The organism is Methanolobus sp. WCC1 (assembly GCF_045690315.1).
Classification (GTDB): Archaea; Halobacteriota; Methanosarcinia; order Methanosarcinales; family Methanosarcinaceae; genus Methanolobus; species Methanolobus tindarius.
The window spans coordinates 2,182,092-2,197,142 of sequence record NZ_CP146979.1; the positions used below are offsets into that span (position 1 = coordinate 2,182,092).

Annotated in this window: 14 protein-coding genes; 9 read left to right on the top strand and 5 right to left on the bottom strand. The window is 39.8% G+C overall.

The genetic code is table 11. The annotated features are described in order from the left end of the window. Nucleotides 1–71 precede the first annotated feature (71 nt). The 4 genes from ppk1 (at nucleotide 72) to V7O61_RS10325 (ending at nucleotide 5,903) form a co-directional block, all read left to right on the top strand. Nucleotides 72–2,150: a polyphosphate kinase 1 gene (gene ppk1 / locus V7O61_RS10310; RefSeq protein ID WP_407281879.1), complete on the top strand. Its 2,079-nt coding sequence runs from the start codon at nucleotides 72–74 to the stop codon at nucleotides 2,148–2,150. Continuing rightward, nucleotides 2,150–3,043: a Ppx/GppA phosphatase family protein gene (locus tag V7O61_RS10315; protein WP_407281878.1), complete on the top strand. Its 894-nt coding sequence runs from the start codon at nucleotides 2,150–2,152 to the stop codon at nucleotides 3,041–3,043. Before ppk1 ends, V7O61_RS10315 begins: the two co-directional genes overlap by 1 nt. A 233-nt stretch (nucleotides 3,044–3,276) precedes the next feature. Beyond that, on the top strand, nucleotides 3,277–4,314 hold the full coding sequence (locus tag V7O61_RS10320) for a rod shape-determining protein (protein WP_407281877.1): 1,038 nt from the start codon (nucleotides 3,277–3,279) through the stop codon (nucleotides 4,312–4,314). Next, nucleotides 4,311–5,903, top strand: coding sequence for a hypothetical protein (locus tag V7O61_RS10325; protein WP_407281876.1), 1,593 nt, complete (start codon nucleotides 4,311–4,313; stop codon nucleotides 5,901–5,903). Before V7O61_RS10320 ends, V7O61_RS10325 begins: the two co-directional genes overlap by 4 nt. Nucleotides 5,904–6,028: 125 nt before the next feature. On the opposite strand, the gene pyrF is transcribed toward V7O61_RS10325, so the two are convergent. The 3 genes from pyrF to V7O61_RS10340 all read right to left on the bottom strand — a co-directional run bounded on the left by pyrF (nucleotide 6,029) and on the right by V7O61_RS10340 (nucleotide 8,303). Continuing rightward, nucleotides 6,029–6,682 (bottom strand): orotidine-5'-phosphate decarboxylase, encoded by a 654-nt coding sequence (gene pyrF, locus V7O61_RS10330; RefSeq protein ID WP_023846081.1) that lies wholly within the window; start codon nucleotides 6,680–6,682, stop codon nucleotides 6,029–6,031. A gap of 19 nt (nucleotides 6,683–6,701) precedes the next feature. Next, the gene (locus V7O61_RS10335; protein ID WP_023846080.1) at nucleotides 6,702–7,655 is read right to left on the bottom strand and encodes a deoxyhypusine synthase; all 954 of its coding nucleotides are present in this window, start codon (nucleotides 7,653–7,655) and stop codon (nucleotides 6,702–6,704) included. 123 nt (nucleotides 7,656–7,778) lie between these two features. Next, complete coding sequence (locus V7O61_RS10340) at nucleotides 7,779–8,303, bottom strand: HTH domain-containing protein (protein ID WP_407281875.1); 525 nt, start codon at nucleotides 8,301–8,303, stop codon at nucleotides 7,779–7,781. Between the two features lie 301 nt (nucleotides 8,304–8,604). Here V7O61_RS10340 and V7O61_RS10345 point away from each other — a divergent pair, with 301 nt between their 5' ends. The 3 genes from V7O61_RS10345 (at nucleotide 8,605) to V7O61_RS10355 (ending at nucleotide 10,284) form a co-directional block, all read left to right on the top strand. Next, nucleotides 8,605–8,832 carry a hypothetical protein gene (locus V7O61_RS10345; protein WP_407281874.1) on the top strand — a complete coding sequence of 76 codons (228 nt, stop codon included), beginning with the start codon at nucleotides 8,605–8,607 and terminating at the stop codon, nucleotides 8,830–8,832. 114 nt (nucleotides 8,833–8,946) lie between these two features. Next, the gene (locus tag V7O61_RS10350; protein ID WP_407347486.1) at nucleotides 8,947–9,195 is read left to right on the top strand and encodes a helix-turn-helix domain-containing protein; all 249 of its coding nucleotides are present in this window, start codon (nucleotides 8,947–8,949) and stop codon (nucleotides 9,193–9,195) included. Nucleotides 9,196–9,282: 87 nt separating this feature from the next. Beyond that, nucleotides 9,283–10,284: an ATP-binding protein gene (locus V7O61_RS10355; RefSeq protein WP_407281873.1), complete on the top strand. Its 1,002-nt coding sequence runs from the start codon at nucleotides 9,283–9,285 to the stop codon at nucleotides 10,282–10,284. 19 nt (nucleotides 10,285–10,303) lie between these two features. Here the strand turns inward: V7O61_RS10355 and V7O61_RS10360 are convergent, their stop codons facing one another. Together V7O61_RS10360 and V7O61_RS10365 are read right to left on the bottom strand one after the other, a co-directional pair. Next, complete coding sequence (locus V7O61_RS10360) at nucleotides 10,304–11,044, bottom strand: helix-turn-helix transcriptional regulator (protein WP_407281871.1); 741 nt, start codon at nucleotides 11,042–11,044, stop codon at nucleotides 10,304–10,306. A gap of 261 nt (nucleotides 11,045–11,305) precedes the next feature. Continuing rightward, complete coding sequence (locus tag V7O61_RS10365; RefSeq protein WP_407281870.1) at nucleotides 11,306–12,118, bottom strand: winged helix-turn-helix domain-containing protein; 813 nt, start codon at nucleotides 12,116–12,118, stop codon at nucleotides 11,306–11,308. Nucleotides 12,119–12,354: 236 nt separating this feature from the next. Between V7O61_RS10365 and V7O61_RS10370 the strand changes: the two genes are divergently transcribed. Together V7O61_RS10370 and V7O61_RS10375 are read left to right on the top strand one after the other, a co-directional pair. Then, a complete protein-coding gene (locus tag V7O61_RS10370) occupies nucleotides 12,355–13,095 on the top strand; it encodes a hypothetical protein (protein WP_407281869.1) in 741 nt (246 codons plus the stop codon). Between the two features lie 11 nt (nucleotides 13,096–13,106). Next, nucleotides 13,107–15,041, top strand: coding sequence for a hydantoinase/oxoprolinase N-terminal domain-containing protein (locus tag V7O61_RS10375; protein WP_023846074.1), 1,935 nt, complete (start codon nucleotides 13,107–13,109; stop codon nucleotides 15,039–15,041). Nucleotides 15,042–15,051 lie beyond the last annotated feature (10 nt).

The window sequence follows — 15,051 nt, forward strand, 5'->3', positions numbered from 1 at the left end:
TGTTATATAATAGAATCACTGTTGTTTTATCAAAACACAACAGCGTTCTAACGTTTTTGAAGCTGAAAAACATGAGTTTTATGTCTAATGAAGTAAACGAATATGTCAACAGGGAAATAAGCTGGCTTTCTTTCAATGCAAGAGTACTGCAGGAAGCAAAGGATCCCAGTGTCCCTTTACTTGAGCGTCTGAAATTCCTTGGGATATTTTCTTCCAATCTGGATGAATTCTTTAGCGTAAGGGTAGGTACTCTGCAAAGGATGATAGATGCGGATGTGAAATCAAAAGCAATGGTCGGAGCATCGCCTAAAAAGGTCATGAAAGAAGTACACAGTACCGTACTTGACCTGAGGGATGAATTCGATAAGGTTTTCACAAGAGTTACTAAAGAACTTGAAACTCAGAATATTTTCATTGTCGATGAAACCCAGCTTGATGATAATCAGAAAGCATTCCTGAAAATTTATTTCCAGGAGAAAGTTCGCCCACGTCTTATTCCTGTAATGCTGAAAGACATCCCGGATTTCCCATACCTTAAAAACCAGGTCATATACCTGGTGGTAGATGTCAGAAAGAAATGGGATCCCCAAAGCTCAAAATTTGCATTGATAGAAGTTCCTGCAGACGTGCTTCCACGTTTTGTTAATCTTCCTGATTCAGAGGGACGAAAATGTGTAATCATGCTTGATGACATCATCCGTTTCGGACTGGATGACATATTCTCAACCTTTGATTATGACTCCATAGGCGCATACACTATTAAACTTACAAGAGATGCTGAGCTTGATATTGATGATGATGTGACCAAGAGTTTCTTTGAAAAAGTATCAGAGAGTCTTGAGGAAAGAAAAAAAGGCCAGCCGGTACGTTTTGTTTATGACAGGGAAATGCCGTATTATCTTCTTGATTTCACTCTGAAAAGGCTGGATATACAGAAATTCGAAAACCTTGTACCAGGCGGGAAATATCATAATGCAAAGGATTTCATGGGATTCCCGGAAATAGGGCCCGAATCATTTTATTATGAAAAGAAGCAGCCTTTGCCACACAAAGACCTGAGAAAGCATAAGAGTATGCTTGCTGCTATCAGGGAAAAGGACATTCTTCTACACTATCCATATCAGTCTTTTGATTATTTCATTGATCTGCTTCGGGAAGCGGCAATCGATCCTAATGTTACAAGCATAAAAGTTACCTTATACAGGGTCGCACGCAATTCAAATGTAATCAATGCACTCATAAACGCTATCAAGAATGGAAAAACAGTTACTGTTGTCATTGAACTCCAGGCTCGTTTTGATGAAGAATCCAACATTTACTGGACACAGAAACTTGAACATGCTGGTGCAAGAATTATTGATGGTGTGCCGGGTCTGAAAGTGCATTCCAAACTCTGCCACATTACCCGGAAAGAAGGAGAAGACACTATTCATTATTCCTGTATCGGAACCGGGAACTTCAATGAATCCACTGCCAAACTCTATTGCGACCACATGTTGATGACAAGAAATGAAGATATCACAAATGAAGTTGAAAAAATCTTTGATTTCTTTGACCATAACTACAAGGTATACGATTATGAGCATCTGGTCGTTGCACCACTCCAGATGCGTAATAAGTTTGTAAAACTCATTGATAATGAAATAAAAAACGCAAGAGCAGGGAAACCGACATACATTCATGCCAAGATGAACAGCCTTGTTGACAGTGGTATGATAGACAAACTCTATGAAGCCAATGATGCCGGAGTTAAGATTAAGCTTGTTATCAGGGGAATATGTTCACTTGTCCCGGGTGTTGAAGGACTTAGTGAGAATATTGAAGTTACAAGTATAGTAGATAAATATCTTGAGCACTCCAGAATATTTATTTTCTGTAACGAGGGACAGGAAAAATATTACATTTCATCTGCTGACTGGATGGGAAGAAACCTCAACAGGCGTGTTGAAGTTGCTACACCAATATACGATCTGGCTTTACAGAAAGAACTGAGAGAACACATGGACATCCAGTTTTCTGATAATACAAAAGCCAGAATAATTAATGAAAAACAGGACAACAGATATGTCAGAAACGAATGTAATTTCTGCCGTGCCCAGGAAGATATATACGCGTTCCTTGAAAAACAACTGCAAAATGAGGACACATAATGAAATTTGCTGCCATTGACGTTGGTTCGAATGCTGTCAGGCTTCTTCTCTCAAAAGTAGATTCTGAAGGAGTTGAACCGGTCTTTGAGAAGATATCATTTATACGCATGCCAATCAGACTTGGTGAAGATGCTTTCATTCACAATAATATTTCTCCGGAAAAAGAATCACGTCTCATAAAAACCATGATTGGATTTAAGTATCTGATGGACGCGTACGAACCACTGGATTACATGGCATGCGCCACTTCAGCCATGCGTGAAGCAGAAAACAGCGATGAAATCATTGCCAGGATTAAAAAGAAAAGCGGCATTGATCTGAATGTGATAAGCGGCAGGAAAGAAGCAAAGATAATCTATTCAAACAGGATTGAAAAGATAATCGGAAGCGATGATTCAACTTACCTGCATGTTGATGTGGGTGGTGGAAGCACAGAACTTATCCTGTTTAAGGGGAAAAAAGTATTCGCATACAGTTCATTCAATATTGGTACAATCCGGTTGCTTGAAGGCATTGTAACAAAAGATGAATGGAATGAGATGAAAAAATGGGTCAGGAAAGTGACCAATGACCATACTCCGGATTATGCCATTGGCAGTGGCGGCAACATCAATAAACTTCATCGCATGTCAGGCAGAAAAGACGGTACGCTACTTTTAAGGGATGATATACGTCAGCTTAAAAAATACCTTAGAGGCTTTACTCTGGAACAGAGGATAACAAAACTTGGTTTAAGGCCGGACAGGGCTGATGTTATAGTTCCAGCTTCCAAGATTTATTACTCTGTCATGAAATGGGGTGACATTGAATACATGCATGTACCAAAACTTGGTCTTGCGGATGGAATAGTGCATGTACTGTACAAGAAACATACAGATAGATATATAAAATAACTCTCATATATTCCGTGTTTTTGGACATGAAACATTTTTTCAAAAAACAGTATATAGCTACCTTTTTTTATCTTTCATGGATTTTATTGACTTGAAAGTATAGCCATAACTGCAAATCCTATGTTCATAATATATAAATACTGATTTAATCGAATCAACTTTTATTAAGAAAAACGGATCCCATGTATTTTGTTGTAATTCCATGTGGGTCTTAAAAACAAGTAGTTGATTACATGGAAGATCAGACAACCAGTGACAATAGCCTGTATATTGGAATAGATGCAGGAATGTTCAAAACATCTGTGTGTACCAGTGAAGGTAAAAAATTCACAGAACGCAGTGCAGTTGTTGTTTCCACTGAGGGCAGCAACAACCAGGAACAAAAAGTAGTATCCGGCAAGGATGCACTTGAACTGGAAGATGGGAATATAATAGAGCTTTTCAAAGGTGAACTCCGGACAGAGGAAGACATAGACGCTTGCAGAAAGTTCCTGAAATCCATTCTTGAAAAGCACGATGTTGACGCAAGCAGAGATAAGTATGCGATACTTGGAACTCCTCCAAATGCAAGCAGAGAATACAAACGTAAATTCCTTGAGCTTGCAAATGAGGTATTTTCAGGTGCTATGCTTGTCGATGAACTCTTTTGTGCATCCTACAAGAATAATCTTCCTGACAAATCCATTATAGTAGATATTGGGTACAGTAAAACAGATATATCCATAATTGACAGTGAAGTTCCCAGAGAAAACGATTGCCTGAGACTTTCATGTGCCGGGAAAGATATTGATTCTGAAATTGTTAAGCTTATTAGCGAAAGGTGGGAAGATTCAAAAGTAACCGAGGAACTTGCCAGTGAATGGAAAGAGAAATACGGCCGTCTGGGTTCAGCTCCTGACACATGTGTCGTTGACGTACCTCTTGAAAGTGGCAATGTTCAGGAATCTATTATTGAAGAGTTGCAACTGGCATGTGAATTCGTTGTAACGGATATTGTGTCGGGAATCATCAAACTGATATCTGATATTGAACCGGAATTGCGTGAAAAACTAAGGAACAACATCCATATTTTAGGGGGGACCAGCGACCTTGAGGGACTTGATACTTTTATCGAGAACGAACTAAAGGTGCTTGGCGGTGGTAAAGTCATTTCTGATATCGATCCTGTATACGGGATCTCAGAAGGTGCACTTGAAATTGCAAAGAATATGCCACCGGAATTCTGGACTCAGCTGAATGCTGAAAACAAAACTAAGGAAATGATAGTATGAATCCATTGAACTTAACAGGTAGGAACAAGGAAAATGATAATTCATCCAAGGTATTCACCCCTAATATCTACCGCAAGCCCGTTATGAAAGAGGAACATGAAGACGTAAATAATGCTTCATCAGGTCCTCAGAACTATGTACCTGCATCCGATAAAAATGATGACACTTTTTCCAGTAATTCTAATATTTCTACTCAGGCATCAACCCAGGTAGTTAATATTCCGGAGGGTTTCAATTCCAATATAGAGGGACTTATTGAGAAAGAAGCTGAACTCGTTAAAATCAGAGAACGCTATGAGTCTGAAATTAGCGAGTATGAAAGCAAGCAGAAAGAACTTGATAAGCTTAAAAATGAATTTAGCGAACAGGAAAAACAACTCCGCAAAAAGTGTTCTATCATAAAATCTGCCAGTGAAAGAGCAAATAAGGCTATTTCACAAGACCAGAAAGATGATCTTGAAAAAGAGATTGCTGAATTTGAAAAGAAGCGTGAGGAACTTGAAGTCCGTGTCAAAGAGTTTGAAGTATCCAGACAGAAACATGAGAAGGATTTTGCTGAATATAAAGCTAAAAAGGATGAACTTGATTCCCTGAGACTAGCTTATGAAACTGAATTTGAACAGTACAAAGTAAAGAGATCCGAGCTGGATGATCAATGCAGGATACTTGAAGAACAACTTGCAAAAGGAGAAGAACTATCCATTGAGTTCAGTGAAGCAACATCACAGGCGGCACTTGAAGTTATTAAGGCGGGATATTATTCAGAGCTGAAAGAGTTTAACAGGAAAAAGGCAGATTTCCAGACAATAAAAACACAGTTAGAAGATGATGAATCACTTCTGAATGAAAAACGCTCTTCCATTGAGAAGATGAGAGAGCACATCCAGACTGATATTTCTGACATTGGAAACAAGGCAAAGGAACTTGAAAGTACTGTTGCTGGCTATGAAGAAAGGCTTAAAGAGCATCAGGAAAAGGAGCTTTCTTTTGAAGAAAAGATAAAGGCTTTTGATGAAAAGAAAGCAGAATTTAAAGCCGAACGTGAAAGGATTAAGCTGGAGCATGAGGAGAACATCAGAGCCTTTGAGGCGACCTTTGAGGAGAGAAAGGCTGCGATTGATGCCGAGCGTGAAGAACTCAGGTTAAAGCATGAAGAAAATGTCAGGGCTCATGAAGAGAAGGAGCGTGCTTTCCAGGAAGATATGAATGCTCTTGAAGCTAAGAAAGCTGAGATTAAAGCTGAAAGCGAGAATATTGACCAGAAGCGTGAGGAGAATTCAAAGTTTGAAGCTGAGATGGAAAAAATGCTTGCTGAGATGGAAGATAAAAGAAAAGAACTTGATGAAATGATCGAGAAAACAAACAGTGAGATCGGAAATCATGTTACTATTCATCGTCAGAACCTTGACATTAAGAAGCTTAACAATAAGCTGGAACAGCAGACAATCTACATACAGAGTCTTGAATCATCTGTTGCGGAACTTAAAAGAAACCTTGAGGAAGCAAGGTGTGATGTTAAAAAGAACGAAGTATTCTCACAGATACTTAAAACCAATATGGAACTGATGGACAAACCACAGTCCATATGATGCCACATTTGATGCTATATTATATGTGTGCCTCAGAACTCATAGGGTTCATCACAAATCAGATGTGATTTATCATCATCGGCACACTATATAATTAGTATACTATTTTAATATAAAAAAGAAGTTCAGATGAATTCTTTCATCTCATCAACTAACTTTTTTGCAGCCATTGCAGGATCTTCGGCCTGGTAGATTGCTCTGCCGACTATTACCCAGTCAGCTCCTGCTTTAATGACATCTGAAGCTGAACCACCCTGTGCACCTACACCTGGTGAGATTATTGAAAGATCGTTTCCGATTATCTTTCTTATCTCTGCAACCCTTTCAGGACGTGTTGCCGGAGCTACCACACCTGATGCTTTTGCATCTGCTGCCATCTTTGCGATTCCTTCTCCGACCTGCTGCATGAAATCAAGTGCACCCGGATGGCTCATTTCAGTGACCACATAAATGTCCTTGTTCTCTTCCTTTGCAAGTTTTACAGCAGCTTCAAGACTGTCATGTCCGGTGAATCCCTGGACGATAACTGCATCTGCTCCTGCCTTGAAAACCTGTTCACATATCAGGCGGTTTGTATTAGGGATGTCTGCTACCTTAAAGTCAGCGATTATAGGAGCGAATTTTGAAAGCTGGCTTATCATATCCATTCCGGTTGAAAGTACGAGTGGATAGCCGATTTTGATTGCATCAACATAGCCCGCAACCTTTTCAGATATTTCCACTGCCTCAAGCCTGTCAGTTACATCAAGTGCCAGTATAAGTCCTGTCTTTCTTTCCATGTGATTTTCTCCCTGAAATTTACATTTTTGCAAGTCTGCTCCTTGCTGCTGCAACCATTATCGGAAGTGTGATGGTGGCATCAGAGTGGACTGTTACTGAGCGTGCTGTTTCGCTGACCTTACCCCATGAACGTGCTTCATCAAGTGTTGCACCACTAAGACCTCCTGTTTCAGGAGTGTCCATTGTAAGCTGGATTGCGTATTCGAATTCCTGGTGTGTTATGAGCATAGACTGGAAGATGTAGTTCTTTGGAACTCCGCCGCCGATAAGAACTGCTCCAGGGTCTTTTGCCTCGTAGCAGATATCGATTATCTCTTTCATGTCTGCAAAGGCATCAACGTTGAGCGGGTTGCTCTGTTTGTAGAGCCATGCCTGAAGTCCGATCATTGAGTCCTGGATTGCAGGACAGTAGACCGGTACGTTCATGTCTGCTGCTGCTTTTAAGATTGAGTCCCTGTCCTCTATGTTATTTCCAAGGTGTGTCATGAATTCCCTGATGGATATGGTGTCAGTTCCAACATCTGAGAGTATGGCTTTGAGTTTTTCCTCGAAGTCTACAAAATAAGGTTCGGGAAGGTAGACATCGTATATCCTGTTTATCTCATCGTGTTTGAGTTCGATGTCGTCACATTCTGCACAGCCTTTGTAGTGGTGCAGCCCCATGGATTCCACGATTTCGTGAACCATGTTTGCACCGGTTGTGACCAGCACATCGATGTAGCCGTCATATATGAGATCGGTTACTATCTGACGCATTCCTGCCGGAACCATGGCACCGGCAAGTCCGAAGAAACTGGTTGACCCGTTTGCAAGCATCTCAGTGTAGATGTCAACGGCGTCTGCAAGTTTTCCTGCACCAAAAGCACACCCATCGATTGCATGTACCAGTTCATCAACGCCCATATTCTCTGTGATCTTCGCCTGTCTGATAGGATTTTTCAGTTTTTCTCCATGTGAATGACAATGTTCCATTTGAAAGCCTCTTTAATATAAGCAGAGTTACAGCAACAATATTGATTAAGGTTTCTTAGGCAATCTTTGATTTGATGTGCATAGTACTATTTTAAAAAAGATTTTGTACGTTTTTTGTAGGGATTATATCTTTTTAGTAATGGTATGCATAAATAGATCATCCTCTTCTTCATTTTCTTTTTTCAATTTAGATACCATAATTAATTCAGGATCATCTGGTAACTCTTCACCACAATAAGGACAGATGACCCAATCTGCTTGATAATTCTTAAGTTCTTTATCACAATTTTGGCATACTATTGTGGTTTGAAACTTGGATTGGCAATAAGGACAATAATTAAAATCGGATTGAACCATTTTTTCACAAACACCACACTGAATGTGGACAACAGACTCTTCATCGCCATTGTCTTTTTGCAACCATTCAGATAGTTGGACATAACCTCGGTTTTTTCTAAATCTCAAATCTCTTCCTAATACTGAATTTAATGACGTTTCTGGACTAATTCCCTGTGACACATATCCAACATCTTGTTCCATTATTTTCCATATGTCCTTGTAAAACATTTCTTCTTTACTAATTTTCAATATCTCATAAGCAATATCGGCCATAGATTGGTTTTTATCTATATTCTTGTAGGCTTTCATGTTATCCTCCTTGTACCAAAATGTCAATTACATATATGCATATATGAATATATGCATATGAATATTTTGCAGGACATAATAGAGTAGTTCAATTAAATTTACAACCACATTTTTATAGAGATTACATGAAAAAACATATAATTCTTTTAGCATTCTCAAAATACCTAAAAATTGGCAAATTTTTAAATGAACTGACGATTGATAACAATATTACTCAAAAAAAAAACATCGCAAAAATCTATTTATTTCAATGTCTTACAACTAACGACATATACAAAATTTACTAACCAAGGCATCTACAATGCGAACACCAAAAAAGCGAAGCCGTGAAATTCCAACAATACTAATTAAAAAGATAGCAAGAGATGCATCTAACAATGCAATAATGAATTCGTTTAATTGCGGATTGCCTGTTGCAAGAATGCAAGGCAATGACATTGTTAAAGTTTATCCTGATGGAACTACCGAATTTATCAAAAGACTTGAAAATAGCTCGATCAAACCGGAAAAGAGACGATATCGTATCTAACATAAAACTAATGAGAACATCATAGGAAACTCAAACATGGATTAAACAGAACTGTTCGACCGGCTGGAAGAGCTTGAGTGGGAAGATTTTGAAGTAAAAGAGGCGAAGTCCTCTATTCCTAAGAGCAGTTTTGAAACGGTGAGTGCATTTTCCAATACTAATGGTGGTTGGCTTGTTTTTGGAGTAAAGCAAACGAAGAAGACTTTTGAGATTACAGGTGTTACAGACGCCGAAAAGATCGAGCAGGATTTTACCACCACTCTTCGTGGGGACAAGTTCAACCAGAAAATCAGGGTAAGAAGTATAAAGTATGATTTTGATGGAAAAATCGTGCTTGCTTTTTATGTTCCTGCTTCCGGGTAGAAGCCAGTCTATTTCAATTCGAGGAAAAATACGTTCATACGAACCGGCAGCGGAGACCAGAGAGCAACAGATGCTGAGATCGATGCTATGTATAGAGATTCTTCCTTCGGTTTGAAGGATAAGGAACTTACTGAGTTTACCATTGATGACCTGGATGAGAGGACGATCTCTGATTACAAGACTTATCTTGAGAATGTAAACCCTGAGCACAGATATAACAAATTATCAACGGAACAATTGCTGGAGAAATTACAGGTTGTAGTCAATGGAAAAGTAACAATCGGCGGTCTACTGGTCTTTGGCAATGAAGACAACATAAACCGTATGCTTACTGATTTTAGAATTGATTACCTTGAGATTATGGGTACATCTTATTCGGATGCTCCTACAAGATATAATTACAGGCTTTCTGAGGAAGAGAATCTCTTCCGGTTCTATTTCAGCATTTTTGAACGTCTTATCAAAAAGATAGACCTGCCATTCACATTGCGAGCTGATGGCTTTGCCACTGACAACCAGCCCCAGCTTGTTGCTATTCGTGAAGCTCTGGTGAATCTGCTGATGCACTGCGATTATTTCAGCCTAATGAAACCACGGATAAGAGTTTTTCTCGACAGAATAGAATTCTTAAATCCCGGCAGCCTTCCAAAAGATATCGAATCCATCATAAAAGAAGATTTCACGATGCCAAGAAACCCTATTATCGCTAAAATATTCAGGGTCATCAAACTCTCCGAAAACGCAGGCTCAGGCTTTGACAAAATGTTTAGCGGCTGGAAGTCGTATTATGAGATTGAACCTGAGGTTGCAAGCGATATAGATCATTATAAGATCACTTTCCCACTGGAAAAAGATGTCATTCCTGAAAAAGTGTCGGAGAAAACGTCGGAGAAAACGTCGGAGAAAACGTCGGAGAAAATATTACATGAAGTTCAGAAGAATCAGCATGTCACAATTGCCGAGCTTTCCGAAATAATAGGAGTTACTCCACGTTCCATAGAGCGTAACATTCAGAAGCTTCAGGGTGAAGAAATGCTTAAGCGGGTGGGCCCGGATAAGGGCGGCCACTGGGAAGTTATTGATAAGTGATATTTAAGAACAAAACCAATTAAATCTCATCCACTACTCTTGAATCTTCAAGAATACAATCATAAAGCTCTTTTGTCCAGTCAACTGCGCTCTGGCCTTTGCACAACATGAATTTGTAATCGAAATCGCCTTTTTTATTAAACGCACTTATTACAGAATGGACACTGTCAAATGTGAAATATATAAATTTCATCTCTTTAGTGTAAACATACATGTGGAAAAATTTGTTGTTAATAAAACCTGCAAACTCTTTTTGATATTCTGTTTTTAGCTTGTTGAGTAACTCTTGCGAAACAATGTAATGGAAATTGACATTATTCACAAGAAGCTCTGCGATTATCGAATCGAAATCAGGGTAAAGGATAGTAGTAACCACATAGACATGCGAAGATACATTATAATCAACATTGAAAGATTTATGCATCGAAAATAACTCTGTGATAGGGGGATTTATTATTTCATAATCTTTAAGCTGACCTATTTTATCTAGCAAGTTAGATGGGATGAAATCAAGATTCCGGCTTCCCCAGTAATCAATATCAAGATCTATAATATTGGTTTTTTCCAGTAAAGGGATCATATTGTCAACAACAAGTTTTCCAATGGTTGTTAACTCATAAGTGTCATTGTAGTGCTTAATAAGATAATGCGCTTCCAGAATCTTCATTTGAGGAAGCAATGAATTCCTGTTCGTGTTTATTAATTCCAGAAGAGTAGCCATTTCTTTTGCCCCGTCCTGTAGAGATAATAATACATTCATTCTCTTTTCAGAAGCAAATGCTACATCAAGTAAACGTTTTTTCAGTTAATTCACATCCCATGAAAAAGTATTAAGCATAATCTTATTTGATGCACACTTATGTATCAATTTTATTTAAATAAATCAGTGAATAGTACTTCCGCCTGTTTGCATAATATGAAATTATAAAAAGTATGTATATATATGCCAGATATCCAATTTTCCTAACATTAATCTTCAAACTAAACAGCCTAGCACTTTTAGGATTAGTTGTTGCATATCTCAAACTGCATCCTCAACGCTCTCATCTGCCACAACCCCACATTCATTCCTTTTCTCACTAACAGAACTATAGATATTCATAATTCCCTTGAACACAGAATGACCCTTTGAGGTGATAATGTAATCTCCCCTTTCGTTTCTCTGGAGGATCATTCCTTTGTCTACAAGTTTTTGCAGATGGAACAGGAGATTTCCGCCTCGCAGACCGGTTAGCTTTGAAAGGTCAGTGAAGCTTCTTGAATCAAGAACTAAAGCTTTCATTATTGTAAGACGCTGTTTGTTTGCAAAGGGTTCACAGATATCATCGACAACTTCCTCCATGCTGACATCTGGCAGGTTTTCCACAAAAGTGCCTTCTTTATCATATATCCTGAGTGATGACAGGACATCTATTTGTTTCTGGAAGATGCGGGAAACTTCCTTAAAACAAAGGTCGCAGTCTTCAAAGTGTACGAGTTTGCGGATCTCTTCTAGCTTATTCCAGTATTCATCGATGGTTTCTTTCTCAACCCGTTCTTTATCTATGAGCTGCACGGTCTCGTTCAAAAACTCGGTGAAAGCACCTTTACAGAAATCACGCATATCACAACAGGAGGCAATATTGCTTTCAATGTCCTGGTCGATGCGTTCCTGGATATTGCCAATCATGGTCCGGGAGAAATTATTCCTTATCTCAGAAGAGAGAAGCTCATAACATCTCTGGTTGCTCTGCTCCTGAAACAACTGCATATCTGCCTGTAATTTACGAATACTTTCCTCGATCTGATCCAGTTTTTTAGGATTTATGTTACATGTTTGCTGTGGATGCATCATGTTTCTTCACTTCTTTGATGTCAACGTGTAGTCACTGTGTAATAATGTATTTAATAGTTAGTCAGATGTACAAAACTAAATCTTTGTGTATTCCAATGACGCTAAAGTATATATCAATACCTGACCAATTCAAAATTAGAAAGAAAAAGGCATCAGTTTCAGACGACACATAAAAATGCCTGACAAATGGTCCGTGGGGATTACAGGTCAGGAAGCCTGAAATGGGGGATACCACCATGAGCATAAAAGGCAAAACAATATGGTATATGAGTGTGGACCCTTCAGGGGACAAGAGCAGAACATGTATAGACGAAGGCTATGCCACATTTGACATAGACATTCATCTAATGGAAGAACTCGGTGGCGAATTACAGGAATTCAGTATGTCATTCCGGGAACACAAAAAAGAAGAAGCTCTCAAAGAGATCTATCAGGAATTCGACAGGGATTTCCGGGGAGATCTGGGGCGCGAATTCAAAAAACTCGGAAAAGGTCTTGATTCTAAAGAAGGCTTCCAGAAGATAGTTCGTCTCAACAAAAAGGTTGTAGATTTTACAACCAGGATGAAGAACCTTGACGAGCTCATGAAAGACTTCGATGAATTCGAGCGTCAGGAACACTTCAAAAAGATAATAGTCGACCGTCTAATGACCATCGAAAGTTCCAGGCTCATGAACTGGTATGATGATGTGCTGAGATTTATGAATGAAGTTGAGATTGGAGACATGGTAATTATGCCTCTGAAAGAACGCGGCTCCTTTGCAGTGGGAAAAATAAAAGGAGAATACGAGTTCAAAAATATCGCCCCCGGCATAAAGCATGTGAGAAAAGCCAGATGGAAAAAGCGTATGATCTTCTCCGAAGATCTTTATTCCAGACTTCCACCCATGCAGAATGTTTTCAAGCTGAGTACAGATGCAGAAGCACTGGCACTTAAACTCATCCACGAACAGTGGTTCATTGACAGGGCAGAGTGAGGAGGTCAAAAATGCACTACGGACTTGGAATAGATGCAGGAGGAACATACACCGATGCTGTTATACTGAGAGGAAGTGACGGGAAAATAGTTGATTCCCACAAATCATTCACAACATATCCTGAACTGGAACATGGAATCAAAAATGTACTTGACCATCTTGACCCTGAATATCTCAAACAGGTAAACCTTGTTTCAGTATCAACAACACTCTCAACGAACTCACTTCTTGAAGGAACAGGAACACCGGTAGGACTTGTAGTTGTAGGAGAACACCCACATGAAGAACCATATCCTACAGAAAATATGATAGAAATCGAAGGTGGGCACGACCCCAGGGGCACTGAGGAATATGAGCTTGACCTTTCAAGACTCACACATTTTGCCCGCAGCACAATGGACAATGTATCAGCCTACGCAGTATCAGCTATTTTCAGCACACGTAATCCCGAACATGAGTTACGTGTCAAGGAATTCCTCAAGCGCGAAACCGGACTCCCGGTTGTCTGCGGTCACGAACTGACGCAGGCTCTTGGAGCTTATGAGAGAAGTGTGACTGCAGTGCTGAATGCACAATTAATTCCCATAACATACAAATTTGTCAATTCCGTTGCCATGGACCTTCAAAAAAGAGGAATCCACGCAAGAATTCTTATGCTCAAGGGAGATGGCTCAGTGTACAACATAGAAGATGCACTGGAAAAGCCAGTAGAAACCATATTCTCAGGACCTGCTGCAAGTCTTCTTGGTGCATCCTATCTCGCAAAAGAAGATACTTGTGCTGTAATTGATGTTGGCGGTACAAGCACCGATGTTGCAATGCTAAAAGAAGGACTGCCAGAGATAAGTGAATCGGGTTCCGTTGTAGGTGGCTGGAAAACAAGAGTAAGGGCGATGAAAATGGAGACCTTTGCCAACGGCGGTGACAGTCACATCTGGGTAAAGGACAAGAAGGTAAACATTGGTCCAAGAAGGGTTATCCCGCTTTGTGTTGCTGCCGAAAAATACCCGGATTTCATCAGGAGCCTGAAAAGAAACAGGATACTTTCTCGCCAGATGATGGACAGGCATTATCAGCCAACAACATTCTTTGTCAGGACTGACTATCCTGCAAGAGGACTTTCCGAACAGGAAGCAGAGCTTCTGACTTACATTAATTATGAACCTGTATCCATTAACGATCTTTCAGATACTTCCAATGTACCACCTTCAAACAAGATGCTGGATTCGCTTATACAGAAAAGACTGGTCCAGGCAATCGGATTCACACCAACCGATGCACTTCATGTACTGAAAGTCTACAACCAGTGGAATTCACATGCATCTGACATTGGAGCATTCTATCTGTCCAAATTCAGTCAGATGGGTAAATTCGAATTCTGCTCACTCGTAAGAAGAATGCTTGCACAGAATATGGGTTACGGACTGATGTCCTTTGTTTATCCACATCACCCGAAAGAAGTAATCATGGATGGAGTAAGCGGTGAATATCCGGCAGGATACAGAATGGGAGTACCAACGGTACTACTTGGTGGCCCTGTTAAAAGTTATACTGAAGATTTCACATCCATAATAGGTGGCGAAGTAATTGTCCCGGAACATGCCGAGGTTGGTAACGCTATCGGCGCACTTGTAGGAAAAGGTGTTAAGAAAGTTGAAATGCTTATACGGGCTCAGTCCCCGGACGAACTTGACAGGAATTTCTATGTATTCTCACCCCTGGGAAGACATGGAGTAATAACATATTCTGAAGCAATCGAATGTGCCATCGAGGTTGGCAGGGATATAGTTCTTGACTATGTCGAAAGATGCGGAGTCAGCCGCCGGGAAACCGAAATTAATGTCACAACCAGAACTGCTTCACCGCCGGACTGGACCCATGCCCCCCTCCAGACTACCATCACTGTGATGGGTGTGGGAAATCCATTGATGGTCTTGAAGGAATGAAGGTGATAAT

Bases quoted from the DNA above. Each gene is read 5' to 3' on its own strand.
- V7O61_RS10325 (WP_407281876.1), top strand. From the start codon at position 4,311: ATGAATCCATTGAACTTAACAGGTAGGAACAAGGAAAATGATAATTCA.
- V7O61_RS10340 (WP_407281875.1), bottom strand. From the start codon at position 8,303: ATGAAAGCCTACAAGAATATAGATAAAAACCAATCTATGGCCGATATT.
- V7O61_RS10375 (WP_023846074.1), top strand. From the start codon at position 13,107: ATGCACTACGGACTTGGAATAGATGCAGGAGGAACATACACCGATGCT.
- V7O61_RS10320 (WP_407281877.1), top strand. From the start codon at position 3,277: ATGGAAGATCAGACAACCAGTGACAATAGCCTGTATATTGGAATAGAT.
- V7O61_RS10360 (WP_407281871.1), bottom strand. From the start codon at position 11,044: ATGAATGTATTATTATCTCTACAGGACGGGGCAAAAGAAATGGCTACT.
- V7O61_RS10335 (WP_023846080.1), bottom strand. From the start codon at position 7,655: ATGGAACATTGTCATTCACATGGAGAAAAACTGAAAAATCCTATCAGA.
- V7O61_RS10345 (WP_407281874.1), top strand. From the start codon at position 8,605: ATGCGAACACCAAAAAAGCGAAGCCGTGAAATTCCAACAATACTAATT.
- V7O61_RS10315 (WP_407281878.1), top strand. From the start codon at position 2,150: ATGAAATTTGCTGCCATTGACGTTGGTTCGAATGCTGTCAGGCTTCTT.
- pyrF (WP_023846081.1), bottom strand. From the start codon at position 6,682: ATGGAAAGAAAGACAGGACTTATACTGGCACTTGATGTAACTGACAGG.
- V7O61_RS10370 (WP_407281869.1), top strand. From the start codon at position 12,355: ATGAGCATAAAAGGCAAAACAATATGGTATATGAGTGTGGACCCTTCA.
- V7O61_RS10355 (WP_407281873.1), top strand. From the start codon at position 9,283: ATGTATAGAGATTCTTCCTTCGGTTTGAAGGATAAGGAACTTACTGAG.
- ppk1 (WP_407281879.1), top strand. From the start codon at position 72: ATGAGTTTTATGTCTAATGAAGTAAACGAATATGTCAACAGGGAAATA.
- V7O61_RS10365 (WP_407281870.1), bottom strand. From the start codon at position 12,118: ATGATGCATCCACAGCAAACATGTAACATAAATCCTAAAAAACTGGAT.